Raw genomic sequence first — 26,027 nt, forward strand, 5'->3', positions numbered from 1 at the left:
ACAAAGCCCGCCGGTGTCGGCGGGCTTTGCGATTTCTCTCAGGTGCGAGGTCAGTCGCTGATGGCGCCTTCGCTGTCGCGGCGGGCATGCATCCGGGCCTTGACCCGGGCGCCGATGATCAGCGGCAGCACAAAGCCGATGATCGCGATGGCCCAGAGCGCGATGGAGAGCGGGCTGTCGACCAGCGTCCACCAGTTGCCGTTGTCGATGGTGACCGCGCGGCGCAGGTTGTTCTCCATCGCGTTGCCCAGCAGCGTGCCCAGGATGATCGGCACCAGCGGCACGTCCAGCTTGCGCAGCCCCCAGCCCATCATCCCGAAGCCGATCATCACCAGCAGGTCGAAGGTCGAGCCCGAGATGCCGTAGATGCCGACAAAGCTCACCATCGCCACGATGGGCATCAGGATGCGCGAGGGCACCATGAGCACTCGGGTGAACAGGCCGACCATCGGGATGTTCATCGCAAGCAGCATGATATTGGCGATGAACAGCGCCGCGATCAGCCCCCAAACCACGTCCGGGTTCTGGGTGAAGAGCAGCGGCCCCGGCGTGATGTTGAGCGCCAGCAGCACCGCCAGAAGCACCGCCGTCGTGCCCGATCCCGGCACGCCGAGCGCCAGCATCGGCACAAGCGCCCCGCCGGCGGCGGCGTTGTTGCCGGCCTCGGGCGCCGCGACGCCGCGGGGATCGCCGGTGCCAAAGGTGTTCTCGCGGTCCACCAGACGCTTTTCCATCGAGTAGGAGATGAAGGAGCCGAGCGAGGCGCCCGCACCGGGCAGGACGCCGGCGACAAACCCCAGCAGCGACGTGCGCAGCATCGTCGGCGTGCATTGCTTCAGCATGGAAAGCGGCGGGTAGAGCTTGCCGATGGAGATCTTCTTGCCTTCCGCATCGGAGCCGCCATGGCGGTTTTCGAGAAAGATGAACACTTCGGAAAGGGCAAAGAGCCCAACGATGGCGACGAGGAAATCGAGCCCGTCATAGAGATGCACTTCGCCGAAGGTGAAGCGCGGCACACCGGTCTGGGTATCGACGCCGATGGTGGCGAGGCCGAGGCCGAGCGCCGCCGCGAAGGCCGATTTCGCCTGATTTGTCGAGGACACGCCGCCCAGCGTCATGAAGGCCAGCGCGAAGAGGGCGAAATACTCCGCAGGACCGAAGAGCAGCGCGATCTTCACCAGCTGCGGCGCCAGCAGGATCAGCCCCCAGGTCGCGATGAAGGCGCCGATGAAGGAGGCCACTCCGGAGAGCGACAGCGCCTCTCCCGCCATGCCCTTCCTGGCCATCGGGTGGCCGTCGAGGCAGGTCATCATCGCCGGTTCGTCGCCGGGAATGTTGAGCAGGATCGACGAGATCCGCCCGCCATACATGGCGCCGTAATAGACCGAGGTCAGCAGGATCAGCGAGGGCGTCGCGCCCAGCCCCATGGTGAAGGCCAGCGGGATCAGAATCGCCACGCCGTTCGACGGGCCGAGGCCGGGCAGCGCGCCCATGATCGTGCCCAGAAAGCAGCCCAGCAGCGCCAGCAGCAGGTTCTGCCAGGTGATGGCGATGGCAAAGCCGTCGCCGAGATTTGCAAGAATATCCATGACGGCCTCCTCAGAACCCGAACGGGCCGCGAGCCAGCGACAACCCGAGCGCGAGATGGAAGATAACGTAGATGCCCACCGAGGTGCCGACGCCCACGGCGACCGCTTCGAGCGGCGCCGAGCCGAGCCGCCAGGCGAGATAGGCGGCGGCAAAGGCGGTGGCGATGACAAAGCCGGCGACGGGCAGCATCTCGGCATAGAGGATCATCACGACGACTGCGGCGCCGATCTCGGCCAGGCGGCCAAGTGCGGGCCAGGCGGGTTCGGCATCCGGGCGCAGCGCGATGACCGCGCTCGACAGGCCGAGGATGCCGGCAATGATCAGGGGGAAGGCCTTGGGACCGACGGCATCCGAGAGGAAGCTCTCCTCGATCGCAAAGGCTGCAACGACGTAGCCGAGGGCGAGCAGCATGCCGACGACACCGAAGATACGATCGCTCATGGCGGATCTCCTCTTGTCTGGGTGTCAGGTTGTCAGGGGGTCGGGAAAGACCGGGTGCCGCACGGCTGCGCGGCACCCGGCAAGTGTTCCGTGAGTGCGGATTACTTGATGATGCCGATTTCTTTGGAGATCGACTGAATGCGGGCGACGGAATCCTCGACAAAGCCCTGGAACGCGTCACCCTGAAGGTCGAGCGGGGCCAGACCGTTGGCAGCCATCACCTCTTTCCAGGCATCCGATGCGTAGAGCTCTCCGATCTTGGAGACCCAGGCGTCATAGGCCTCGTCCGACATGCCGCCCGGGGCATAGAAGCCGCGCCAGTTGGCGCCGATGGCGTCGATGCCCTGTTCGCGGGCGGTGGGGAACTCGGCGAATTCGCCGCCCAGGCGCTCGGGGGCGAGGATCGCGATGACCCGGATATCGCCGGAGTCGACAAAGCCCTTGGCTTCGGAAATGTCGCCGGTGAAGCCCTGGACGGAGCCCGCCAGAAGCTGTGTCACCGCCTCGCCGCCGCCGTCGAAGGCGATGTATTTCACCTTGCGCACGTCCTCGACGCCATAGGCGTCCGCCGCGATCAGCACCTTGAGGTGATCCCAGCCGCCCACGGCCGAACCGCCGGCAATCGAAACCGAGGTCGGGTCGGCCTTGATCTGGTCGAGCAGCTCCGGCAGCGTCTCGATCTCGCTGTCGGCGGCGACGGCGATCACGCCGTAGTCGGCGCCGACCGAGGCGAGCCAGCGCACCTGATCCATGGTGTTGCCGGGATAGGCGCCCTGAGCGAGACGGGTGGCCGTGGCCGAGGATGCGGCGACGATCAGGTCGTCATCGTCACTGCGCTTGTTGACCACTTCGGCAAAGGCCACGCCGCCACCGCCACCGGCGAGGTTCACGACCTGCATGGTCTGGTCGATCAGGCCCTGATCCTGAAGCGACTTGCCGACCTGGCGGCAGGTGAAATCCCAGCCGCCGCCCGGGTTGGCCGGTGCGATGCATTCGGGGTTCTCCTGCGCCGAGGCCGCAATGGCGGACAGCGACAGGGCGACGGCGGCAATCGCGCCGCGGGTTGCGGTAAGTTTCATGTGTTCCTCCTCAGGGTTCTGCACGGCGCACTCCCACGCGCCGGAAGACATCCCCGCAGGGCCGGACCTTGCGATCCCTTTCCTGCGGGTTGCGGATGTGTAACCGTTGTTCCTGTCACGAAGCTGTCACCGCGACAGGTTGGCGGGTGTCAGGAGGGGAACGGCCGCGATGCGCATCTTGATGGTCGAGGATGCCGAGGATCTGGCGGAGGGGGTGATCGCCCATCTCGCCCGCTCGGGCGTCGTCTGCGATCTTGCCCCCAGCATCGAGGACGCCCGCGATTGCCGCGCGGTACAGCGCTATGACGCGGTCCTTCTCGATATCAACCTGCCCGACGGTTCCGGCCTGTCGCTGCTTCGCGAGATGCGTGGCACCGGCGACCGCACGCCGGTTCTCATGCTGACGGCGCTGTCCTCGGTCGATGACCGCGTCGTCGCGCTCGACCAGGGCGCCGACGATTATCTCGGCAAACCCTTCGATCAGCGCGAGCTGGAGGCGCGGCTGCGCGCGCTGGTGCGGCGCGAGACCGACCGCAAACAGGAACGGATCACGCTGGGCGCGCTGACCTATGCGCCCAAGGATCGCAGCGCCAGCCTGAACGGGCGGCAGCTCGATCTCACCCGGCGCGAGGCGGCGCTCCTGGACATGCTGATCCGCCACCGGGGGCAATACCTGTCGAAGACGCGGCTTTACGATTCGCTCTACGGTTTTGAGGACGCCGATGTCGGCGTGAACGCGATCGAGCTTTATATCGCGCGGCTGCGCAAGAAATTCGCCGGCACCGATGTGAGCATCGCCACCCAGCGCGGCGTGGGCTACCGGATCGGGCAGGATGAGTGACGCGGGCGCCGGGCGCAGCCTCGTCTCGCGCGTGCTGGCCACAGTGTTGGCGATCCTGGTTCTGGGCGGTGTTCTGGTCGCCGGCTCGATCTGGTGGAACGGTCGTCAGGCGGCACGGCAATCCTATGACCGGCTGTTGCTCGGCGCGGCGAGCGACATCGCGGAGTCGATCCGGATACAGGAAGGCAGGCCGCTGGTGGATCTTCCGGTCTCGGCCTTCGAGCTTCTGGCGCAGGCGCCGGACGACCGGATCTATTATTCGGTGCTCGGTCCCGACGGGCGCTTCGTTACCGGTCTCGACCCCGAGCAGCGGGTCGCGCCGCCGGCGCGCGGCGGCGGCGCGATCCGTTTCTTCGATGCGCCGCTGGACGGGGAGCCGGCGCGTTTCGTTCAGCTCACCCGGCGCTTTGTCGAGCGCGACTTTTCCGGCCCCGTCGATATCGTCGTCGGCCAGACGCTGCGCGCGCGCCGGGCGATGACGCGGGAGCTGATGCTGGATGCTCTGCTGCCCATGGCGGTCGCCGGGGTCTTTCTCATGGTGATCGCGTCTCTGGTGATCCGCTCGGCGCTGCGCCCGCTGGAGGCGCTGGTCGAAGATCTCTCCGGCCGCGATCCCTACGATCTGACGCCGATGCCCGCCGACCGTCTTCCGCGCGAGTTGCAGGTGATGCTGGGGGCGATGAATCGATTCATGGGCCGGCTCGAAGGTCAGGTCGAGGCCATGCGCACCCTGATTTCGGACACTGCCCACCAGCTGCGCACGCCGGTTGCGGCGATCCGGGTGCATGCGGACACGGCTGCGTCCGAGACCGATGCCGCCACCCGCCGCCGCGCGCTGGACCGGCTGCTGACGCGCACACGCTCGCTCGGAACCCTGCTCGATCAGCTGCTCAGCCGGGCTCTGGTGGTGCATCGAACCGACAGCGTGCCCCGCGCGCCGGTCGATCTGCGTGAGATCGCGCTCGAGATCATGGAGCGCGATGACCACGCGGTTCTGAGCCCGGAGGCCGAGCTGCGGCTGGAGATCGGCGAGGATCCGGTGATGGTGCGGGCCGATGCCTTTTCACTGGGCGAGGCCGGTCGCAACCTTCTGGGAAATGCGCTCCGGCATGGCCGTCCGCCGGTCTCCATCGGTGCGACGCGACGCGGCGCCGAGGCGGTGCTTTGGGTCTGCGACAGCGGGCCGGGGCCGGATGATAGTGTGATTGCGCTTCTGGGCGAGCGCTTCAACCGCAGCACCGCCTCGCGCGAGCAAAGCACCGGGATCGGCCTGTCGATCGTCACAGCCGTCGCCACGGCCTTTGACGGGCGGGTCGAGATGACGCGGGACGAGCACGGCTTTTGCGCCAGTCTCGTCCTGCCCGCCGAGGAGGAGACGCCGTGATGCGCCCGTTTGCCCGGCTGCTGGTCTGCCTGCTAATGCTGTCGCCGCTGCCCGCCGCCGCACAGGAAGCGACCGCGCGGTTCGGCACGGGCGACATCCCCTTTCTGCTGCGCTCGACCACCGATATCGAGATCATCCGCCCGGTGATCGGGCGGTTCGCCGCGCTCAATCCCGAACTGGCGATCACCTACGAGCAATGGGGCTCGAACGCGCTGTTCGAGCTGAGCCGCGCCGATTGCCGGGCGGGCGCCTCCGGGGCCGATGCCATCCTCTCCTCGGCGGTCCAGCAGATGGTGTGGCTGGTCAATGCTGCCTGCGCGCATGCCTACCGCTCGGCGACCACGCAGGCGCTGCCGCCGACGCGGCGCTGGCGCGACGAGCTTTGGGGCGTGACGACCGAACCCGCTGTGATCGCCTACAACAAGAGCCTGCTGCCCGGCGACGAGGTGCCCCGCAGCCGTTTCGCCCTGCTCGATGCGCTGCGCGCCCGGCCCGAATTCTTCCGCAACAGGATCGCGACCTATGACATCGCCGCGTCGGGTCTGGGCTATCTTTTTGCCCATAGCGACAGTCTGGAGGCCACGACCTTCGGCGCCCTGCTTGAGGGCTTTGCCCGGGTCGATGCGGTGGCGACCTGCTGCTCCGCCGAGATCATCGCGGGCGTGGCGGAGGGGCGTTATCTGATCGCCTATAACGTCCTTGGCTCGTATGTGCTGAACGCCGATGCGGCGAATGTGGGGGTGATCCTGCCCGAGGACTACACGCTGGTCCTGTCGCGCGGATACATGATCCCCAAGACAGCCTCGCGCAAAGCCGCCGCCGCGCGGCTGCTCGATTTCATGCTGACGCCCGAGGCGCAGACGCTGCTGATGCGGGCGGGGCTGGTCTCGCGGATGGAGCCCGCGGAAACCGGCCTCGCCGCCAGTGCCCGCAGATATATCCCGCTCTCACCGGCGCTGCTCGTCGCCCGCGACCCCAATCGCCGGGAATTGTTGCTTCAGTTCTGGTCGGACACGTTCCGGCGCGCCGAAACGCCGTAAGCGGGCGGAGCGCTACCGCCCGGTCAGCCCTTCGACGGGCGGCAACGGAAACGGTTGCGTAACGGCCTCGGGCCGGCGTTTTTCATAAAACGCATTGCCGCCGGTCGAGAGTACGTAATGCATGTTGTTATAGGATGCGCGATAGGCGCTGCTGTGAAAGAACTGCGCGTCGGCGATCATCGGATGCCGCTCGCCATGCATGACCGAGAGCGCCGCCTCCCGCACCAGCGCGGTCGAGGGGCCTGTCATCTCGCGGGTCATGACGCCGGGGGCGAACTGGTTCTTTTGCGAGACGACGCCGCAGACCGTATCCGGAAAATCGTCGGACGCGACGCGGTTCATCACGACGTTGCCCACCGCGATCAGCCCGTCGCGGCTGGAGCGGTGCGATTCGAAATACATCGCGCGCTCCATGCATTCGAGCTCGTCGGGATGGTGGCGCATGCGCGCGCCGCAGGCGGCCAGCAGCACGAGCAGCGGCAGGGCGAGGGCGGCGGGGCGGTTCATCAGGGTCATGTCGCAATCTCCTTCCGCGAGGGGCAGCGCCTTGGCACTTGTGGGAAACCCTGCCGGCCTTGGCGCTGCGTTTAGTCTAGCACTAGGCTGCGGCAAGATCTTCCCGCCACGGCGGGGCGGGGAAAAACTATTGGCGAGACCGGTCAGGGTGTGTCCTCTGCATTGGCATTGGTGGTCAGGATATCTTGCGCCAGCGCCGGGTCCGAGACCGCCCGGGCGAGCACCAGCGCCCCGACAAGCCGGCTGAGCAGCCGGATCGCCGCAGCCTCGCTCGCGGGTGTGCCGGTCTCTGCCGCCGCTTCGGCGATCTGGCTCAGTGTCTTGCGCAGCCCGGCGTCGAAGGCCTCGCGCACCGGCACCTCGTGGCGCGGTGCCTCGGCGCCGAGCGTGGCGTAGGTGCAGCCAAGCCCGCGATGGCTCAGATGCGGCTTGGACAGGTACCAGCGCGCCACAGCCGCGAGCGGATCGCCCTCGGCCTCCTGCAACACGGTCTCCCAGGCCTCGGCGTTGCGGGCGAGCGCGTCCTCTGTGGCCTCGGCCAGCAGCGCTTCCTTGCTGGCGAACTGTTTGTAGAACGCGCCATTGGTCAGCCCCGCCGCCTGCATCAGCGCGGCGATGCCGACCCCGTCATAGCCATGCTCGCGGAACATCTCGCCGGCGGTGCGCACCACCCGTGTCCGGTTCTGCGCCGCGTCCTGCCGGCTCATCCGCATTGGGGCCTCCTCTGATATCCGGCTTGAATTATAACCGTAATCTTATTGTTGACAAGTTGGATTATGATCATAATTTAAATGAAGTTCAGGGAGATTCAGCATGTCAGACAGACCCAACGATCCGGTGGCCATCGTCGCCGCCAGGCGCACTCCGCTGGGCGCTTTCATGGGCGCCTTTGCACAGGTGCCGGCGACCGAGCTTGGTGCCGTGGCGATCCGCGCGGCGCTTGGCGATGCAGCGCTCGACGGGGCGGATCTGTCGGAAATCCTGATGGGTTGCGTGCTGCCTGCCGGGCTCGGGCAAGCGCCGGCGCGGCAGGCGGCGCGGGCGGCGGGGTTGCCGGACGCCACCGGCGCGACCACGATCAACAAGGTCTGCGGCTCGGGGATGAAGGCGACGATGCTGGGCCATGATCTCATCCACGCGGGCAGCGCCGGCATCGTGGTGACCGGCGGTATGGAGGCGATGTCGGGCGCGCCCTTCCTGATCCCCGAGATGCGCGGCGGGCGTAAAGCGGGCGGCACCGAGCTGCTCGACCATATGATGACGGACGGGCTGGAGGATGCCTATGAGCGCGGCCGCCCGATGGGCACCTTCGGCGAGGCCACGGCGGAATGTTACGGCTTTACCCGCGGCGATCAGGACGCCTATGCCATCGAGACGCTGGAGCGCGCCCGCGCCGCCGTCTCCGGCGGTGCCTTCGCGGCGGAATGCGCTCCGGTGGAGGTGCGTGGCCGCAAGGGAACGGTGACGGTGGCGCAGGACGAACGGCCCGGGCGCATCGACCCGGCGAAGATCCCGGGGCTGCGCGCGGCCTTTGGCGATCTGGGCACGATCACCGCCGCCAGCTCTTCGGCCAATGCCGATGGTGCGGCGGCGCTGGTTCTGGCCTCGGCCCGGGAGGCGGAGGCGCGCGGGCTGCCGGTGTTGGGACGGATCCTCGGCCACAGCACCCATTCGCAGGAGCCCGCCTGGTTCACCACGGCGCCGATCCCGGCGATCCAAAAGCTTTTGGCGCAGGTCGGGTGGACAGCCGAGGAGGTGGATCTTTTCGAGATTAACGAGGCCTTTGCGGTGGTGGCCATGGCGGCGGCACGGGAGATCGGCATTCCGCGCGAAAAGCTCAACGTCAATGGCGGCGCCTGCGCCCTCGGCCATCCGATCGGAGCGACGGGCGCGCGGATCATCGTGACGCTGATCCACGCATTGCGCGCCCGCAGCCTGCGGCGCGGGGTGGCCTGCCTCTGCATCGGCGGCGGCGAAGCAACGGCCATCGCCCTGGAGGTTACGCCGTAGGGTGGGTTTGCAACCCACCCACCCCATCGGTCACGCAGGCGCGCCCTCCACCTCGCCTTCCGTCGCCGCAAGACGCGGGCGCAGCCCGAAATCCTGAAGCACCGCAATCACCGCGGGTGTCACGAACAGCGCCAGAAAGGTCGCGGCACTGAGGCCGAAGGCGAGGCTCGCCACGATGGGGCGCAGGAACTGCGCCTGCGTGCTCGGCTCGAAGAGCAGTGGGCCGAGCCCCACCACCGTGGTCAGCGAGGTTAGAAAGATCGCGCGGAACCGGTCGCGGACCGCCTCGCGCCCGGCCTCCAGCACATCCATGCCGCGCGCGGTCCTGTCGTCGATGAAGTTCACCAGAAGGATCGAGTCGTTCACCACCACCCCGGCAAGCGTCGCGAGCCCCACAAGGCTTGGCAGCGAGATCTGAAGCCCCAGCGCCATATGTCCCCACATCACGCCCACGAGGCTGAGCGGGATTGCCGCCAGCACCGCCAGTGTGCGGACAAAGCTTTGCAGGTAGAAGGCCAGCAACAGGAACACACCGCCCGCACCAAGCGCCATATTGCGCGCCAGCGAGCTGCCGGTGGTCGCGGTATCCTCCGCCTCGCCGAGAATGCGGACGGAGATCTCAGGCCGGGTTTCGGCAAGCTTTGGCAGATAGGAGGCGCGCAGGGCCTGCATCAGCTCGCGGGCATTGGCCACGGCGGGATTGATCGTGCCCTGAACGCGCACGCTGCGCTGCCCGTCGACCCGGTTGATCGTGGCATAGCCGCGCGATTGCGTCACCGTCGCCACCGCCGAGAGCGGCACCAGCGCGCCGGAGCTGCTGCGCACCCGCAGATCGGTGATATCCGACAGCGCGATCCGGTCGCCGGCGTCAAAGCGCGCGACCACATCGACCTCGCCCAGCCCGTCGGCGAAGCTGAGCGCGCTGTCGCCGCGGAACGCGGCGCGCAGCTCGCCGGCGAGGGCCTGCGGCGCGACCCCAAGCGCGTTTGCGGCGGCGGTATCGAGCCGGACGAGATATTCCGGCTTGCCGGGCATCAGGTCGAAGGTCACATCCCGCACCCCGTCGAAATCGCGGAAAAACCGGCGCATCTCGCGCGCGGTGACGGCCAGCGCTTCCAGATCCGGACCCTGTACCAGCAGGTCGATGGGTTTGCCCCCGGCGCCGCGCTCCTTGTCGGTGATGCGGAACGCCGCCATGTCGGGCAGCCGCCCGCTGAGCATCTTCCAGCGGTCGAGAATCTCGGTCACATCGGTGCTGCGCGTGCCGGCGGGCAGCAGCTTGGCGCTGATCGTGGCCATATGCGGGCCGGTCCCCGGCGCGTCGGGGTTGCTGCCATAGGTGACGGTATAGCTCTGAACCAGCGACTGGCCCCCGGGCTGCGCGGGCGTCAGTTCGGCATTCATGATGTCCAGCGCCGAGACCACCTTGGCCACGCGCTTTTCGGTCAGCGACAGCGGCGCGCCCTCGGCCAGCAGCAGCCGCGCCTCGACCGTGTCGCTCTCGAGCTGGGGAAAGCTCTGGTATTTGATGAAGCCGCCGGAATAGGGGGCGAGCGAGATCAGCACGAGAAACACCGCGAGGCCCAGCGTCGCATAGCGAAAGCGCAGGGCCAGCCCGGCAAGCGGCACGATCACCGCGTCGCGGAACCGGGCAAAGCCGTCATTCACCGCGCGGCTGATGCGACCGGGCTCTGTCCTCCGCCCCAGCGAATGGCGCATATGCGCGGGCAGGATGAGGAAGGCTTCGATCAGGCTGACGGCGAGCACCAGCAGCAGCACGATGGGGATATATTTCAGCACCGCGCCGATATTGCCGGTCATGAAGCTCAGCGGCCCCACGATCATCGCCGTGGTCACGAAGGAGGCGAAGACCCCCGGCCCGACCTGCCGCACGCCGTTCACAGCCGCATTGTGGGGCGCTTCCCCGGCCTCGCGCCGGCGCACGATGTTTTCGGAAATCACGATGGCGTCGTCCATCAGCAGCCCCACCGCGATCAGCAGCGCCACCATGGTCATCATATTGATCGTGTAGCCCAGAAGCTGCATCGCAAAGATCGCGCCTAGGAACGAGACCGGCAGTCCCATCGCCACCCAGAAGGACAGGCGGAAGCCGAAGAACAGCCACATCACCGCCAGCACCAGCAGCAGGCCCTGCGTGCCGTTCTCGGCGATGATGCGCAGGCGGTCGCGGATATTGCTGGTGGAATCCTGCGAGATCGCCAGCGCGATATTGCCCGGCGCCTCGGCGCGTGCCTGCGCGATCTGCCGGTCGAGCGCCGCCTTGACGCGCAGTGCATCCTGCGTGGCGGTCTTGTTCACCGCGACGATGGCGGCGCGGTGGGCACCGTAATAGGCCGCCTGTGCCGGATCGGCAAAGCCCGCGCGGATCGTCGCCACATCGCCCAGCAGCAGCGTGCCGCCACCCGCGCTGCCCGCGACGGGGATGCGGGCCAGCTCGGCGGGGCTGCGTTTCTCTCCCAGAAAACGGATCGCGGCGTCGCCATCGGGCCCTTGCAGCGTGCCCGCCGGCAGATCGAGGCTGTGCTGCGACAGGACAGAGGCGATCTGCGCGATGTTCAGCCCGTGGCGGCGCAGCGCCACCGCGTCGAAGGTGACGGCGATCTCGCGATCGGAAAACCCGTTCACCTCCACATCCGAGATCTCGGGATCGGCGCGCAGCCGATCGGCAAGCGCGGAGGCATAGGCAAAGAGCACCTGCGGATCGTCCGGCCCGGTGACGGCGACGGAGGCCACCGAGGCCACGCGCTCGACCACCGTGCTCACCGGATCCTCGGCCTTGTCGGGAAAGCCGGTCACGCCGTCGATGGCGGCCTTCAGATCGTTGTGAAACCGCGTCATGTCGGCGCCTTCGACGATCTCGGCGGTGAAGATCGCGGTGTTTTCGCGCGCCAGACAGCTCAGCCGGTCGAGGTTCTCGACGCGGCGCAGCGGGGTCTCTGCCATGACGCAGATGCCGCGCTCGACCTCGGCGGGGGTGGCGCCGGGATAAGCAATACGGATCTCCACCTCAGAGGGCGCGACCAGCGGAAAGGTATCGCGTTGCAGCTTGGGCAGCGCCGCGAGGCCGAGCGCCAGCAGCGCGATCATCAGGATATTCGCCGCCGTGGGGTGGAGCGCGAAGAGCCGGATCATTTGCCGGCCTCGCCGGATTTGTTCCTGCCTTGACCGCTTCCAGCGCCGCCGCCTGCGGGCGCGCTCTGCCCCAGCGCCTCGGCGGCAAGGGCGGTCATGCGGGCGCTGTCTTCAATCGGCTTCACCTGCATGCCGGGCACCGCGACGGTCGGCGACGTGATCACCAGCCGGTCGCCGGGTTCCAGCCCGCTGTCGATCACCGCGAGATCGCCCATGGTGAAGGCGACGCTCACGGGGCGTTTCTGAAGCGTGTCGTCGGCGCCCACGACCAGCGCCGTGCCGTCCCAGACCGCATCCGCCGGTGCCACGAGCCGTTCGGTCTGCGGGCCGATCAGCAGCACCTCGACAAACATGTTGCGCCGCAGCGGCGGACGTTCCCCGGCGGCGGCCTGGCCGAGCGGATCCTCGACACGGACCACCACCGTGGCGCTTTGTGTGCCGCTGTCGATGGCGTCGCCGACCCGCACGACCCGCGCCTTCCAGGTGACATCGTGGCCGGGCGCGGTGAGGCGTACGCGGGCTTTCAGATCCGCGACCTCTGCGCCGCCGCCGGCCAGCCGCAGCAACGGGCCGATATGACCCAGCGGGAACCGCGCCGGCACTTCCGCCGCCGCGACGCCCTCGGCGGCGAGCAGGGTCTGGCCCGCGCCGACATATTGCCCCTCCGTGGCGGTCACTTCGGTAATGCGCAGATCGTAGGGCGCGCGGATCTCGGTGAAATCGAGCGCCCGCGCCACCGTGGCCTTTTGCGACAGCACAACCTCGCGTTCGGCGGTGGCCAGCCTGCGCTCGTTTTCGAGCCCGGTGACCTGCGCGCGGGCGGACAGCTCCTGCCGGCGGGCGGCATCGAGCCCGGCGCGCGCGGCGACCCCCTGTTCGGCCAGCCGCTCCTGCCGCGCCAGCTCTGCCCGGGCGAGCTCCAGATCGGCGCGCGCGATGTCGAGGCTGGCGGCGAGCGTGTCGTCCTTCACATCGGCCGCGGCGATCTGCGCATCCATCTGCGCCAGCGACAGGCGCAGATCCGAATCGTCGATCCGGAACAGTACCGTATCCGCCGCGACCAGCGCGCCCGCGGCGAGGCCGGCGTCGCTCTCGACGATATCGCCCGCGACCCGTGCCACCGCGTGCCATTCGCGCGCCGGGCTGACGGTTCCATAGCCCGACAGCCGTGGCAGCACCGGCACAGGTTGCATGGTCAGCACCCGGACGGGCAGGGAAGGGCGCTTGACGGCGGCTTCGGCGGGGGGCTGTTTCAGCGTTTCCGCATAGACGAAGGCCGCGACGCCAAGAGCGGCAGGAATGCCAAAGGCCAGCGCGCGGCCAATCAGGGAATCCAAGCCCGCCATCGTGTCGTGTCTCCAGGTCATATTTCGAGTGTTGAATGGGTGCAGAGAACAGCCTTCGCCGGAAAATGGCAATCGTCTTGTTGCCGCCCGGGCGTGGGCTATTCGAAGCAGTCGGCGCGCCCGTCGCGCTCGATGGTGGCGGCGCCGTCCCGGATCTGTGCGGCGCGGCGCTGGACATAGCCCGAGGGGCGCGAGGCCGAGCGGTCCTTGGGGTCGGGCAGGATCGCGGCGAGCCGCGCCGCCTGGATCGCGCTCAGCGCCTCTGGGCCGATGCCGAAATAGTGCCGCGAGGCGGCCTCGACGCCGAACACGCCCTCGTCGAACTCGGCGATATTGAGATAGATCTCGAGGATGCGTCGTTTCGACCAGAGCGCCTCCACCACCGGGGTGATCAGCGCCTCCAGCGCCTTGCGCGGCCAGCTGCGGCCCTGCCAGAGATAGGTGTTCTTCACGACCTGCTGGCTGATGGTGGAGGCGCCGCGATTGCCGCCCTCGGCAATGGCGGCGCGGATCGCCCGCATGTCAAAGCCCCAATGGGTGCAGAAATTGGCATCCTCCGCCGCCACGACCGAACGCAGCATCACCGGCGCGATGCGCTCGGCATCGACCCAGCGTTGATCGACCGAGGCGCCGAGCCGCCGGCCCTCGGACCACATCGTGTAGGTGGTGGGCGGGTTGATCAGCTTGTAGAGCAGTACCGCCAGCAGCAGCAGCGCCACCGCCACCATGGCCAGCCGGAAAGCCTGCCGCAGCAGCCAGCGCCCCGGACGGACCCGCCGGCGCGGCTTTGCGACAGCCTCACGCAGCTTGTCGGGTTTTGCCTGCTTCTTCGGTTTTTTCGCTGCTCGCGCCATGGGGTCAGAAATACACGGGCTGGCGGGTGGGGGGAAGCGTGCAACGCGCACAAGGCCCGGGGCATCTATGCGCTCCGGGCCCTGGCCGCCCCAGTGGCAGGGGACGATATCTGACACTCGTCATCATACGCCACGGGTCACATTTGAAACTAACACTCCGAACAATTCCTTTATGGCCACTGAATTGGGTGTCGTTGGGTAAACAATGTGGCGCAATCCGGAAAAATCACGCTGTCGGGCGGTTTTTCCGTTCAGTTGAGGCCAAACGCAAGACGCCCGGGGAAATCCCCGGGCGTCTGCGACATCTCATGAAAGCCGGTGCTTATTCCGCCGGCACGGCGAGGCTGTCCTCGATGCCCAGCGGGTGGGGGATCTTGTTCAGCATCTCCTTGGGGCAGACCTGGAGGAAGTTGACCTTCTCCAGATCCCAGTGCTGGAGGATGTCCTCGGCCTTGCGGCTCTTGGTCTCGACCAAGTGGCGCTCGATCAGGCCTTTCAGCTCCGCTTCCCAGTGCTCGCTGTTCACCGGGCAGGTGACGAGGCTTTCCATGTTCATCATGTCCGCCGCTTCGCCCTTGGGATCGTAGAGATAGGCCATGCCGCCGGTCATGCCGGCGCCGAAGTTGGCACCGATAGGCCCGAGGATCACCGCCACGCCGCCGGTCATGTATTCGCAACCGTTGGAGCCGCAGCCCTCGACCACCACCTTGGCGCCGGAGTTGCGCACCGCGAAACGCTCGCCCGCGCGGCCGGCGGCAAACAGGTAACCGTCGGTTGCGCCGTAAAGCACGGTGTTGCCGATGATCGTGTTCACCTCGGCCTTGAGCGGCGACATCATCGGCGGACGCACCACCACGGTGCCGCCGGAGAGACCCTTGCCGACATAGTCGTTGGCATCGCCCGAGACCTCGATCTTGAGGCCCGGCGCCGCGAAGGCCCCCAGCGACTGCCCGGCGGAGCCGGTCAGCTTCACATGCAGGTGGTCGGGTTGCAGTGCGTTGCGCATGCCGAACTTGCTGACGATATGCGACGAGGTTCGCGTGCCCACCGTGCGGTGCGTGTTCTGCACCGCGTAGGAAAGCTGCATCTTCTCGCCATCCTCAAGGAAGCGGTGGCCGTCGCGGACGATCTCGGCATCGAGCGTGTCGGGCACGACGTTGCGGCCCTTGTTGCGGTCGTAGACGATGTCGTCGGCGCCATCGACACGGATCAGCAGCGGGTTGAGGTCGAGATCGTCGAGATGCTCGGCCCCGCGGCTGACCTGACGCAGCAGGTCGGCCCGCCCGATCACGTCGTTCAGGCTGCGCGCGCCGATGGAGGCGAGGATCTCGCGCACCTCGGTGGCGTAGAAGGTGATCAGGTTCACCACCTTGTCCGCGCTGCCGGTGAACTTGTCGCGCAGCTCCGGATCCTGGGTGCAGACGCCCACCGGGCAGGTGTTCGACTGGCACTGACGCACCATGATGCAGCCCATCGCGATCAGCGCGGCGGTGCCGATGCCGTATTCCTCGGCGCCCAGCATCGCCGCCATGACGATGTCGCGGCCCGTACGCAGACCGCCATCGGTGCGCAGCGTCACCCGGTCGCGCAGCTTGTTCATCGCCAGCACCTGATGCGCCTCGGTCAGGCCCATCTCCCAGGGCAAGCCGGCATATTTGATCGAGGTCGCCGGAGACGCCCCGGTGCCGCCATTGTGGCCCGAGATCAGGATGACGTCGGCCTTGGCCTTGGCCACGCCCGCCGCGATGGTGCCGACGCCCGAGGAGGCCACCAGCTTCACCGTCACCTTGCAGCGCGGGTTGATCTGCTTGAGGTCGTAGATCAGCTGCGCCAGATCCTCGATCGAGTAGATATCGTGGTGCGGCGGCGGCGAGATCAGCGTCACGCCCTTGGTCGAATGCCGCAGCCGCGCGATCAGATCGGTCACCTTCATGCCGGGCAGCTGGCCGCCCTCGCCGGGCTTGGCGCCCTGGGCGACCTTGATCTCAAGCTCTTCGCAGTGGTTGAGGTATTCGGCGGTCACACCGAAACGCCCCGAGGCCACCTGCTTGATCTTGGCCGACGGGTTGTCGCCATTGGGCTCGGGCACGAAATGCGCCGGATCCTCGCCGCCCTCGCCGCTGTCGGACTTGGCGCCGATGCGGTTCATCGCGACGTTCAGCGTCTTGTGCGCCTCGGGGCTCAGTGCCCCAAGCGACATGCCCGGCGTGACAAAGCGTTTGCGGATCGAGGTGATGCTCTCCACCTCCTCGATCGGGATCGCCTTGCCCACCGGCTTGATGTCGAGCAGGTCGCGCAGATGGATCGGCGGGTTGGCCCGCATCGCCTTGGAATAGGTCTTCCACAGCTCATAGGAGGCCTTGTTGCAGGCCGCCTGCATGAGGTGCATGGTCTGCGCGCCCCAGGCATGGGTCTCGCCGGATTTGCGCGACTTGTAGAAGCCACCGATGGGCAGCACGTCGCGCCCGCCGGCAAAGCCCAGCTTGTGGATCTCTTCCGCCTTCTGCTGGATGCCGTGCACGCCGATGCCCGAGATCCGGCTCAGCATGCCGGGGAAATACTCGGCGCACATGGCGCGCGACAGGCCCACGGCCTCGAAGTTGAGACCGCCGCGATAGGAGGAGATCACCGAGATGCCCATCTTGGCCATGATCTTCAGCAGACCCTGGTCGATGGCCTCGCGGTAACGCGCCATGTTCTCGGTCAGCGTGCCGTCGAGCAGGCCGCGCTCAATGCGGTCGGCGATGCTGTCCTCGGCGAGATAGGGGTTCACGATGGTTGCGCCGCAGCCCACCAGCACCGCGAAGTAATGCGGGTCGATGCATTCCGCCGAGCGGATGCCCAGCGAGCAGAACGTCCGCAGCCCCTTCTTGGTCAGCCAGCTATGCACGGCGCTGGTGGCGAGGATCATCGGCATCGCCACCTTGTCGTCGGACTGGTGCTGATCGGTCAGCACGATATGCCCGCCGCCCGAGCGCACCGCGTCCTCCGCCTCGGCGCGGATTCGGCTCAGCGCCTCGCGCAGCGCGCCCTCGCCCTGTCCGGCGGGGAAGGTACAGTCGATCTCCACCAGCCGCGCGTTGAAATGCTGCGTCAGCTCGGCGAACTGGGCATTGGCCACGAAGGGGCTTTCCAGCACCAGGATCTCGGTCTGCGAGCTGCTCTCGTCCAGCACGTTCTTGAGGTTGCCGAACCGCGTCTTGAGCGACATCACGCGGAATTCGCGCAAGCTGTCGATCGGCGGGTTGGTCACCTGGGAGAAGTTCTGCCGGAAGAAATGGCTCAGCGGGCGGTACTTTTTCGACAGCACCGCGGAGGGCGTGTCGTCGCCCATCGAGGCCAGCGATTCCTTGCCGTCCTCGGCCATCGGCGCCAGGATCTGCTCCAGCTCTTCCATCGTGTAGCCGGCCGCGATCTGGCGCTTGCGCAGATCGGCCCCGTCAAAGAGCGGCTTTTCGGTGATGCCCGAGAGCGCCGCGTCGAGATCGGTGATCTTGCCGACCCATTCGCCGAAGGGCTGGCTGCCGGCGAGGCGGTTCTTGATCTCGGTGTCGTGGTAGAGTTTGCCCTCTTCCATATCCACGGCGATGAGCTGGCCCGGGCCGAGCGCGCCTTTTTCGCGCACCGTGCCCTCGTCGACCGGCACCATGCCCGCCTCGGAGCCGGCGATCAGCAGCCCGTCGCCGGTCACCACATAGCGCATCGGGCGCAGACCGTTGCGGTCGAGCCCGCCGCAGACCCAGCGGCCATCGGTCATCGCCAGGGCGGCAGGGCCATCCCAGGGCTCCATCACCGAGTTCACATAGGAATACATGTCGCGCCAGGCCTGCGGCAGCTCCACCGCCTGCTTCGACCAGCTCTCGGGGATCAGCATGGTCTTGGCCATCGGCGCGTTGCGCCCGGCGCGCACCAGCACCTCGAACACCGCATCCAGCGCGGCGGAATCCGACGCGCCATTGGCGATGATCGGTTTGATGTCCTCGGCCATGTCGCCGAAGGTGGAGGAGGCCATGCGGATCTCGTGGCTCTTCATCCAGTTGGTGTTGCCCTTGATCGTGTTGATCTCGCCGTTATGCGCCAGCATGCGGAAGGGCTGCGCCAGCCACCATTGCGGGAAGGTGTTGGTGGAATAGCGCTGGTGATAGATCGCAAAGGCGCTCTCGAACCGCTCGTCCTGAAGATCGGGATAGAATTCGCTGACCTGCTCGGCCAGCATCATTCCCTTGTAGATGATCGAGCGGCAGCTCAGCGACGCGATATAGAGCTCGTTGATGCCGGCGGCCTGCGCCGCTTTCTCGATGCGGCGGCGGATGACGTAAAGCTCGCGCTCAAAGGTCTCTTCGTCCACACCCTTGGCGTTCGAGATCAGGATCTGCTCGATCTCGGGGCGCGTCGCGTTGGCCTTTTCGCCGAGGCATTCGACGCTTACCGGAACGTGGCGCCAGCCATAGATATAGTGCCCCATGCGCAGCACTTCTGTCTCGACGATGGTCCGGCAGGTCTCCTGCGCGCCGAAATTGGTGCGCGGCAGAAAGACCTGGCCCACGGCCATCAGCTCGTCCTTGCGCGGCGCGTGGCCGGTGCGGTCGATCTGGTCGTAGAAGAAGGCCACGGGGATCTGCACATGGATGCCCGCGCCGTCGCCGGTCTTGCCGTCGGCATCCACCGCGCCGCGGTGCCAGATCGCCTTGAGCGCGGTGATCCCCGCCTCGACCACCTTGCGCGACGGCTTGCCGTCGATGGAGACCACAAGGCCGACGCCGCAGGAGGAATGCTCATGCTCCTCGCGGAACATGCCGTTCTCTTCCATCCATGTGCGTTTGGCCTCTTCGGCGGCGGCCCAGGCTTGATCGTAAGTGGTCATGGCATTGCACCTCCATGCAGGGCCGCATCGCGCGGCCGGTTGTCCGGGTCCGGCGCCAGGCGCCGGGAAAATCTCTCGCTGGGTCAGGCGCCGTCCGCCTGCACCCCGTATATCGTGACCGTCTCGGCACGGGTCATGCGCTCGTGATTGCCGCTCAGCGCCCAGCAGTCGGGTTTCTGGTCGACAAAGATCTCGCGCTGCATCTCCAGCCCGTCGGCGTTGTCGAGCGTGCCAATGGTCACCTCGTAATCGCCGGCGCCGTCCACGCCCTTGTCATACCGATACCAGAGCACCGAGCCGCAAGTGCCGCAGAACTCGCGGCTGGCCCAGTCCGAGGAGCGGAAGGCGCGGATATGCTCGGCCCCCTTCAGCACCATGTCGCCCTGCGGCACGGTCACCGCAAAAAGCGCCGAGCCGGCCCAGCGCTGGCACTGCTCGCAATGGCACACGCCAAAGCTGCCCAGCGATTTCGCGGTATAGCGCACCGCGCCGCACAAACATCCGCCCGTTCGTTCCGTCATGGCATCCCGCTTTCCGGAAGGCGCGGCGCTCGCCACGCGCCTGCGCTTTCATCTTTCTTCAAATACTCACCGCACCCTGTCCGCCGCAGAGGCGGCCTTGGGCAGGGGCGCTGTTCATTCGGCGGCAATCGCCGCCTGCCGGTCGAAGTCCTGGAGCACATGCTCGGCGCAGTCGCGCCCGTCGCGGATCGCCCAGACGACCAGAGATGCGCCGCGCACGATATCGCCCACCGCATAGACGCCGGGCAGGGCGGTGCGACCGGAGGTGAACTCGGCCTTCACGGTGCCCCAGCGGGTCACTTCCAGCTCGGGTGCGCCCCAGAGCGTCGGCAGCTCCTCGGGCTCGAAGCCAAGCGCCTTGATCACCAGATCGGCGGGTTCTTCGTAATCGCTGCCCTCGATGATCTCGGGCGACTGGCGGCCGGAGGCGTCGGGCAGGCCGAGGCGCATCTTTTGCGCGAGAACGGCGCTGACCGGCTCGCCCTTGAAGCCTTGCGGCGCGGTGAGCCATTCAAAGACCACACCTTCTTCCTCGGCGTTCTGCACCTCGCGCTGCGAGCCCGGCATATTGGCGCGGTCGCGGCGGTAGAGACATTTCACGCTGGTCGCGCCCTGGCGGATCGCGGTGCGCACGCAGTCCATGGCGGTGTCGCCGCCGCCGATCACCACGACCTTCTTGCCGTTCGCGTTCAGCTCGCCGCTTTCAAATTCGGGAACCTTGTCGCCAAAATTCGCGGCGCGGTTCGAGGCGGTGAGATAGTCGATGGCCTTGACGATGCCCGCCGCACCCGCGCCGGGGCCGCGCAGGTCGCGCGACTTGTAGACGCCGGTGGCGATGATCACCGCATCGTGCTGCTCGCGGATGTCCTCAAAGGGCATGTCGGCGCCGACATTGCAGTTGAAGACAAAGCGCACGCCGCCATCCTCGAGCTGCTTGATGCGGCGCATGACCACATCCTTCTCCAGCTTGAAGCCGGGGATGCCATAGGTCAGCAGCCCGCCGCCACGGTCGTAGCGGTCATAGACCGTCACCTGCACACCGGCGCGGCGCAGCATGTCCGCCGCCGCCAGCCCGCCGGGGCCGGCGCCGATGACGCCGACGCTCTCGCTGCGCTCGGCCGTGGGCGCGGCGGGGGTGACCCAGCCCTTCTCCCAGGCGGTATCGGTGATGTATTTCTCGACCGAGCCGATGGTCACGGTGCCGTGGCCGGAGGATTCGATCACGCAATTGCCCTCGCAGAGACGGTCCTGCGGGCAGATGCGGCCGCAGATCTCGGGGAAGGTATTGGTCGACTGGCTGATGTCATAGGCCTCTTGCAGGCGGCCCATGGCGGTCAGGCGCAGCCAGTCGGGGATGTTGTTGTGCAGCGGGCAGTGGCTCTGGCAATAGGGCACGCCGCATTGCGAGCAGCGGCTGGCCTGTTCCTTGGCCTTCGCGTCGGCGAATTCCGCATAGATTTCATCAAAGTCCTTGTTGCGGATCGTCGCGCCCCGCTTTTCGGGCATGTCGCGTTCGATCTTCACGAATTTGAGCATCGGCTGCTTTGCCATGTTCCTGGGTCTCCGAACAAGTCCTTGGGTCGCGTCTCCATACTGAAAGAGAAAACGAAATAAAAGTCAGAAAGTGTGACCTATATTCGCTTTCTTTTGATGTCCCGGCTGGTAGTGCGCGATGCTTTTGTGAAAATTAAGTAACGAAGCGGACCTTTTTGTTTCTTTCCCCCTGAAAAATAGGGCGTTATAGAGATCGTATGAGCCTAGCCGGAGGTTTGCGCCCATGCCAATGCTGCAACTGATCCTGCTGGCTTTGATCCAGGGGATCACCGAATTTCTGCCCATTTCTTCCTCAGGTCACCTGATATTGCTGCCGAATCTCTCCGGCATGGCGGATCAGGGGCAAGCCATCGACGTGGCGGTGCATGTGGGCACGCTGGCGGCGGTGGTGCTTTATTTCCGTGCCGATGTGAAAGTCGCGGCACTCGGCACGTTCGATCTGCTGCGCGGGCGCCGCGACACGCCCGGCGCGCGGCTGGCCTTGGGGCTGGCCATCGCGACGGTGCCGGTGGTGCTTTGCGGGCTCGCGCTGAAACTCACCGGTCTCGACGAGGCGCTGCGCTCTGTCGCGGTGATCGGCTGGACGATGCTGGGCTTCGGCATCGTGCTCTACTGGGCCGACCAGACAGGCGCGACCGACAAGGTCGAGGCGGATTGGGGCGTATGGGACGCGCTGAAGATGGGGCTCTGGCAGGCGGTGGCGCTGATCCCGGGCACCTCGCGCTCGGGCATCACCATCACCGGGGCGCGGTTCATGGGATACAACCGGCACGACGCCGCCAAGATCTCCATGCTGATGTCGATCCCGACCATTCTTGCCTCTGGCGTGCTGCTCGGGGCGGAGGTGATCTCCGAGGCGGATGCGCAGGTCGCCCGCGACGGGGCCATCGGCGCGGTTTTCGCCTTTGTCGCGGCGCTGCTGGCGCTGACGCTGATGATGCGGCTGCTGCGTTCGGTCAGCTTCACGCCTTATGTGATCTATCGCGTGATCCTTGGCGCCGGGCTGCTCTGGTACGCCTATTCCTGATCTGCCGGGCGGGTGCGGAGGAAAAGAGTTGGCCCCGGAGTGTTTTGGGACCTCCGGGGCCAAAAACGCGCCGACCGGTGCGACCGAAATAGGCCGCGGGGACAGGGTGGCAGGCACGTTAGCGCGTGTCGGTCTGGCAGCACGACGCCGCGTTGGAATCCTGCTAAATCAAGGATCTGTGACTTGGCAACCAGAGCGGGTTGACGATAGCGGAAACTCGCCGCCAACGAGGGCGGGGCGGGCGGAAACCTGCCGAGCGTCAGGCGCGGTGATAGGGGCTTCCGGCGAGGATCGAGGCGGCGCGATAGAGCTGCTCGGTCAGCATCACCCGCACCAGCATATGCGGCCAGACCATCTGCCCGAAAGACAGCGCCATATCCGCCTCGGCGCGCAGATCCGGGGCGATCCCGTCGGCCCCGCCGATGACAAAGGCCAGATCCTGCGTGCCGTCGTCGCGCCAGCGCCCGAGCCTCTGCGCAAAATCGGGCGAGGGCATCTGCCGCCCGCGCTCGTCCATCACGCAGAGCCGCGCACCGGAGGGCAGGGCGCGGCGCAGCAGGTCGGCCTCTGCCGCCATGCCACCGCCCTTGCGGTCATCGACCTCGGTCACGCGCGCGGGGCCCAGCCCCAGCGCCCGCCCCGTCCGGTCGAAGCGTTTGAGATAATCGTCGACAAGATCGCGTTCGGGGCCCGCCCGAAGGCGTCCCACGACGCAAAGATGCACCCGCACGCGACCGCTGTCAGTTCGCGGTCTGCGCGGTCTTGCCCATCGGCAACCACATCTTTTCGAGCTGGTAGAACTCGCGCACTTCCGGGCGGAAGACATGGACGATCACATCGCCCGTGTCGATCAGCACCCAGTCGCCGGTGTCCTGGCCTTCGGATTTCGAAAGCACACCCAGCTGGTGTTTCAGATCCTCGACGAGCTTTTCGGCGATCGCCACCACCTGGCGCGACGAGCGGCCCGAGCAGATCACCATCTGATCGCAGACGGAGGTCTTGCCGCGCAGGTCGATCTGCACGACATCTTCGGCCTTGTTGTCATCGAGGCTTTTGAGGACAGCGGCGAGGATCATCTCGCTGGTGACCTCGGACTGGGGCAGGCCGTTCATCGCCGCCCCCGGCTCTGCGGCACCGGCCGCATTCGCAGTAAGTGACAGGACATCGTCCTCCTTCTAGACAAGCGCCGAATGCCACCCCGGCGCCGGGCGTGCTCAAAAGATAACATCGGAAGTGTGAAATCTCAATGATTGCACATGTTCCGGAATGCGCCACGCAGCCGGATTGCGGGGCTTTCGCCCGAATCCCCAGCAGAGTCAAAGCTTTCCTGCGCGGTGGTGACGGGTGAAAAATATCTCCCGCGTCGGCGCCGGTCAGGCGCCCCAGGGAATCCACACGGTTTTGACCTCGGTCGCGGCGTCGAGAAAGGCACGCCCCTCGCCCCCGGCGCCCATCCAGTCGCGCGCCAGCCCGTTGTTCACCCAGCTGCGTTTCAGGTTGCCCGCGGCGCCCCGTTCGATCACGGCGGAAAGGTCGGTGCCGGAGAAGCTCCAGACCGCATCCACATCCATATGGCTTGCCAGCGTCGGCGCCAGCTCGGCATGGCTGCCGGTGAGGATATTGACCACGCCGCCGGGTACGTCCGAAGTGTCGAGCACCTGATAAAAATCGGTGGCGGCGAGCGGGAAGGGCTCGGAGGCGGCCAGCACCACGCGGTTGCCCATCGCAATGGCCGGCGCCATCAGCGAGACGAGGCCGAGCAGCGGCAGCTCGTCGGGGCAGAATGCCCCGATCACGCCGCAGGGCGCGCGCATCGCCAGAGCCGCGCCGCGCATTGGCACCGGCGCCACGCGCCCGTCGAGTTTGTCGGCCCAGGCGGCATAGGTGAAGAGCCGGTCGACCGCGGCCGCGACCTCCTTGGCGCCGGAGCGCCCGCCGGTCATCCGGTCGATCGTGGCGGCGAATTCCTCCGCCCGTGCCGAAAGGTTTTCGCCGATGTAATAGATCACCTGCGCGCGGTTATGCGCCGTGGCCCCGGCCCAGCCGTCCGCGCCGCGCGCGGCCTCGACCGCGTTGCGGATGTCCTTGCGGCTGGCGATGGGCGCCTGACCGATGAGCTTGCCGCGCTTGTCATAGATAGTGCGGGCATAGCCGCCATCGGGGCGGGCCTGCTTGCCGCCGATATAGAGCTTGGCGGTGCGGTCCACCGGCTGCGGCTCGGTCTCGTCGCCGGCAAAGGCGGCAACGGGTTTCAGCGGCTTCGGCTTCGCGGCGGCGCGGGTGTAGGCGCTCAGCCCCTCCCAGCCGCCCTCGCGGCCGAAACCGCTTTCGCGCAGCCCGCCAAACGGGGCGGCCGCGTCGAACATATTGCTGCCGTTGATCCAGATCACCCCGGCGGCAAGCTTGGGCGCGATGTCGAGCGCCACATTGATATTCTCCGACCAGACGCTGGCGGCGAGACCGTAGCGGGTGTTGTTGGCCATCTGCTCCGCCTCGGCGGGGGTGCGGAAGCTGGCGCTCACCAGAACCGGGCCAAAGATCTCGTCCTGCATCAGCGCCGAGGCCGGCGACAGGCCGGAGATCAGCGTCGGCGGGTAGAAACAGCCCTCGGGGCAGGCGCCGGCGCGATAGGTCTCGCCCTCGTCGTTCGCCTCGACCATGGCGGTAATGCGGGCCTTCTGCACCGGATCGACGATGGCGCCCACGTCGATGCATTTGTCGAGCGGATCGCCGACGCGCAGCTTGTCCATGCGGGCGCGCAGCTTGTCGTGAAAGCGCCCGGCAATGCCCTCCTGCACCAGCAGGCGGGAGCCCGCGCAACAGACCTGACCGCCATTGAGCCAGATCGCATCCACCAGCCCCTCGACCGCGCTGTCGAGATCGGCATCCTCGAAGACGATATAGGGCGATTTGCCGCCCAGCTCGAGCGTCAGCGCCTTGCCGCTGCCCGCCGTCGCCTCGCGGATCCTGCGGCCCACCTCGGTCGAGCCGGTAAAGGCGATCTTGTCGACATCCGAGGCGACCAGCATCTCGCCCACGGCGCCGTCGCCGGTGACGATATTGACCACACCCTTGGGCAGCCCGGCCTGACGGCAGATATCGGCGAAAAGCAGAGCGGTGAGCGAGGTCCATTCGGCGGGTTTCAGCACCACCGTGTTGCCCATGGCCAGCGCCGGGGCGATCTTCCATGCCAGCATCAGCAGCGGGAAATTCCACGGCACGATCTGGCCGCAGACGCCCAGCGGCTCGCGATCCGGCAACTCGCTCTCCATGAGCTGGGCAAAGCCCGCATGGTGATAGAAATGCCGCGCGGCAAGCGGCAGGTCGATGTCGCGGCTCTCGCGGATGGGTTTGCCGTTGTCGAGCGTCTCCAGCACCGCGAAGAGGCGGGCGTGTTTCTGCAAGAGCCGCGCCAGCGCGTAGAGATAGCGCGCCCGGCCCTTGCCTCCGAGTCGCGCCCATTTGCCCTGCGCTGCGCGGGCGGCGGCAACGGCGGCGTCGACATCGTCCTGCGTCGCCTGTGTGAGCGTCGCCAGCACCTCGCCGGTGGCGGGGTTGCGGCTCTCGAACCCGTCGCCGGGGGCGGTGAAGGCGCCGTCGATGAAATGGCCGAAGCGATCGCCCTGATCGACCAGCCAGGCCAGCGCCTCGGCGGCGCTTTCGGGGGCGGGGCCGTACTCCATGGTCTCGAAGATCTCTTTCACACTCATGGGACGTGCACTCCTCCGGGCAGGGTTTGCGGCATCTTAGAAGCCGCCCCGGCGCCCCGCAACAGCGGCATGTGGGCCCCCTCTGGTCATGCCGTCA

19 protein-coding genes are annotated in these 26,027 nt (G+C 67.0%); 5 read left to right on the forward strand and 14 right to left on the reverse strand.

The features are described from left to right. Positions 1-50: 50 nt before the first annotated feature. The 3 genes from Ga0080574_RS14640 to Ga0080574_RS14650 all read right to left on the reverse strand — a co-directional run bounded on the left by Ga0080574_RS14640 (position 51) and on the right by Ga0080574_RS14650 (position 3,110). On the reverse strand, positions 51-1,589 hold the full coding sequence (locus Ga0080574_RS14640) for a tripartite tricarboxylate transporter permease (protein ID WP_076700795.1): 1,539 nt from the start codon (positions 1,587-1,589) through the stop codon (positions 51-53). Positions 1,590-1,599: 10 nt separating this feature from the next. Then, positions 1,600-2,031, reverse strand: a complete 432-nt coding sequence (locus Ga0080574_RS14645) for a tripartite tricarboxylate transporter TctB family protein (RefSeq protein WP_076700800.1) — start codon at positions 2,029-2,031, stop codon at positions 1,600-1,602. 101 nt (positions 2,032-2,132) lie between these two features. Further along, the gene (locus Ga0080574_RS14650) at positions 2,133-3,110 is read right to left on the reverse strand and encodes a Bug family tripartite tricarboxylate transporter substrate binding protein (protein ID WP_076700804.1); all 978 of its coding nucleotides are present in this window, start codon (positions 3,108-3,110) and stop codon (positions 2,133-2,135) included. Positions 3,111-3,279: 169 nt separating this feature from the next. Between Ga0080574_RS14650 and Ga0080574_RS14655 the strand changes: the two genes are divergently transcribed. From Ga0080574_RS14655 to Ga0080574_RS14665, 3 genes are read left to right on the forward strand one after another with little or no spacing between them, the layout of a single operon-like run. Then, on the forward strand, positions 3,280-3,951 hold the full coding sequence (locus Ga0080574_RS14655; protein ID WP_076700808.1) for a response regulator transcription factor: 672 nt from the start codon (positions 3,280-3,282) through the stop codon (positions 3,949-3,951). Beyond that, the gene (locus Ga0080574_RS14660) at positions 3,944-5,335 is read left to right on the forward strand and encodes a sensor histidine kinase (RefSeq protein WP_076700813.1); all 1,392 of its coding nucleotides are present in this window, start codon (positions 3,944-3,946) and stop codon (positions 5,333-5,335) included. Before Ga0080574_RS14655 ends, Ga0080574_RS14660 begins: the two co-directional genes overlap by 8 nt. Continuing rightward, the gene (locus tag Ga0080574_RS14665; RefSeq protein ID WP_076700817.1) at positions 5,335-6,375 is read left to right on the forward strand and encodes an ABC transporter substrate-binding protein; all 1,041 of its coding nucleotides are present in this window, start codon (positions 5,335-5,337) and stop codon (positions 6,373-6,375) included. Before Ga0080574_RS14660 ends, Ga0080574_RS14665 begins: the two co-directional genes overlap by 1 nt. Positions 6,376-6,387: 12 nt before the next feature. Here Ga0080574_RS14665 and Ga0080574_RS14670 read toward each other — a convergent pair whose 3' ends face one another. Both Ga0080574_RS14670 and Ga0080574_RS14675 read right to left on the reverse strand, forming a co-directional pair. After that, the gene (locus Ga0080574_RS14670; protein ID WP_076700822.1) at positions 6,388-6,891 is read right to left on the reverse strand and encodes a cell wall hydrolase; all 504 of its coding nucleotides are present in this window, start codon (positions 6,889-6,891) and stop codon (positions 6,388-6,390) included. Positions 6,892-7,034: 143 nt separating this feature from the next. Beyond that, a complete protein-coding gene (locus Ga0080574_RS14675) occupies positions 7,035-7,604 on the reverse strand; it encodes a TetR/AcrR family transcriptional regulator (RefSeq protein WP_076700827.1) in 570 nt (189 codons plus the stop codon). 100 nt (positions 7,605-7,704) lie between these two features. Here Ga0080574_RS14675 and Ga0080574_RS14680 point away from each other — a divergent pair, with 100 nt between their 5' ends. Continuing rightward, on the forward strand, positions 7,705-8,901 hold the full coding sequence (locus Ga0080574_RS14680; protein ID WP_076700832.1) for an acetyl-CoA C-acyltransferase: 1,197 nt from the start codon (positions 7,705-7,707) through the stop codon (positions 8,899-8,901). A 30-nt stretch (positions 8,902-8,931) separates the two neighbouring features. Here the strand turns inward: Ga0080574_RS14680 and Ga0080574_RS14685 are convergent, their stop codons facing one another. The 6 genes from Ga0080574_RS14685 to Ga0080574_RS14710 form a co-directional block, all read right to left on the reverse strand. After that, positions 8,932-12,054: an efflux RND transporter permease subunit gene (locus tag Ga0080574_RS14685; protein ID WP_076700836.1), complete on the reverse strand. Its 3,123-nt coding sequence runs from the start codon at positions 12,052-12,054 to the stop codon at positions 8,932-8,934. After that, complete coding sequence (locus tag Ga0080574_RS14690) at positions 12,051-13,391, reverse strand: efflux RND transporter periplasmic adaptor subunit (RefSeq protein ID WP_156876375.1); 1,341 nt, start codon at positions 13,389-13,391, stop codon at positions 12,051-12,053. The genes Ga0080574_RS14685 and Ga0080574_RS14690 overlap by 4 nt, the downstream gene beginning before the upstream one ends. A 107-nt stretch (positions 13,392-13,498) precedes the next feature. Beyond that, the gene (gene mtgA, locus Ga0080574_RS14695; RefSeq protein ID WP_076700846.1) at positions 13,499-14,254 is read right to left on the reverse strand and encodes a monofunctional biosynthetic peptidoglycan transglycosylase; all 756 of its coding nucleotides are present in this window, start codon (positions 14,252-14,254) and stop codon (positions 13,499-13,501) included. A gap of 322 nt (positions 14,255-14,576) precedes the next feature. Beyond that, complete coding sequence (gene gltB, locus Ga0080574_RS14700) at positions 14,577-19,118, reverse strand: glutamate synthase large subunit (protein ID WP_076700851.1); 4,542 nt, start codon at positions 19,116-19,118, stop codon at positions 14,577-14,579. A gap of 83 nt (positions 19,119-19,201) precedes the next feature. After that, the gene (locus Ga0080574_RS14705) at positions 19,202-19,639 is read right to left on the reverse strand and encodes a GFA family protein (protein ID WP_076700856.1); all 438 of its coding nucleotides are present in this window, start codon (positions 19,637-19,639) and stop codon (positions 19,202-19,204) included. 114 nt (positions 19,640-19,753) lie between these two features. Then, positions 19,754-21,190, reverse strand: a complete 1,437-nt coding sequence (locus tag Ga0080574_RS14710; protein ID WP_076700861.1) for an NAD(P)-dependent oxidoreductase — start codon at positions 21,188-21,190, stop codon at positions 19,754-19,756. A gap of 226 nt (positions 21,191-21,416) precedes the next feature. Between Ga0080574_RS14710 and Ga0080574_RS14715 the strand changes: the two genes are divergently transcribed. After that, a complete protein-coding gene (locus Ga0080574_RS14715; RefSeq protein ID WP_076700866.1) occupies positions 21,417-22,220 on the forward strand; it encodes an undecaprenyl-diphosphate phosphatase in 804 nt (267 codons plus the stop codon). Positions 22,221-22,479: 259 nt separating this feature from the next. Here Ga0080574_RS14715 and rlmH read toward each other — a convergent pair whose 3' ends face one another. The 3 genes from rlmH to Ga0080574_RS14730 all read right to left on the reverse strand — a co-directional run bounded on the left by rlmH (position 22,480) and on the right by Ga0080574_RS14730 (position 25,930). Continuing rightward, complete coding sequence (gene rlmH, locus Ga0080574_RS14720; RefSeq protein WP_076700871.1) at positions 22,480-22,950, reverse strand: 23S rRNA (pseudouridine(1915)-N(3))-methyltransferase RlmH; 471 nt, start codon at positions 22,948-22,950, stop codon at positions 22,480-22,482. A gap of 10 nt (positions 22,951-22,960) precedes the next feature. Beyond that, positions 22,961-23,332, reverse strand: a complete 372-nt coding sequence (gene rsfS / locus Ga0080574_RS14725) for a ribosome silencing factor (RefSeq protein ID WP_076700875.1) — start codon at positions 23,330-23,332, stop codon at positions 22,961-22,963. A gap of 261 nt (positions 23,333-23,593) precedes the next feature. After that, entirely contained in the window at positions 23,594-25,930 is a 2,337-nt protein-coding gene (locus Ga0080574_RS14730) for an aldehyde dehydrogenase family protein (RefSeq protein WP_076700880.1), read from the reverse strand. Positions 25,931-26,027: the final 97 nt, after the last annotated feature.

The sequence above is a fragment of the Salipiger abyssi genome (assembly GCF_001975705.1).
Lineage (GTDB): Bacteria > Pseudomonadota > Alphaproteobacteria > Rhodobacterales > Rhodobacteraceae > Salipiger > Salipiger abyssi.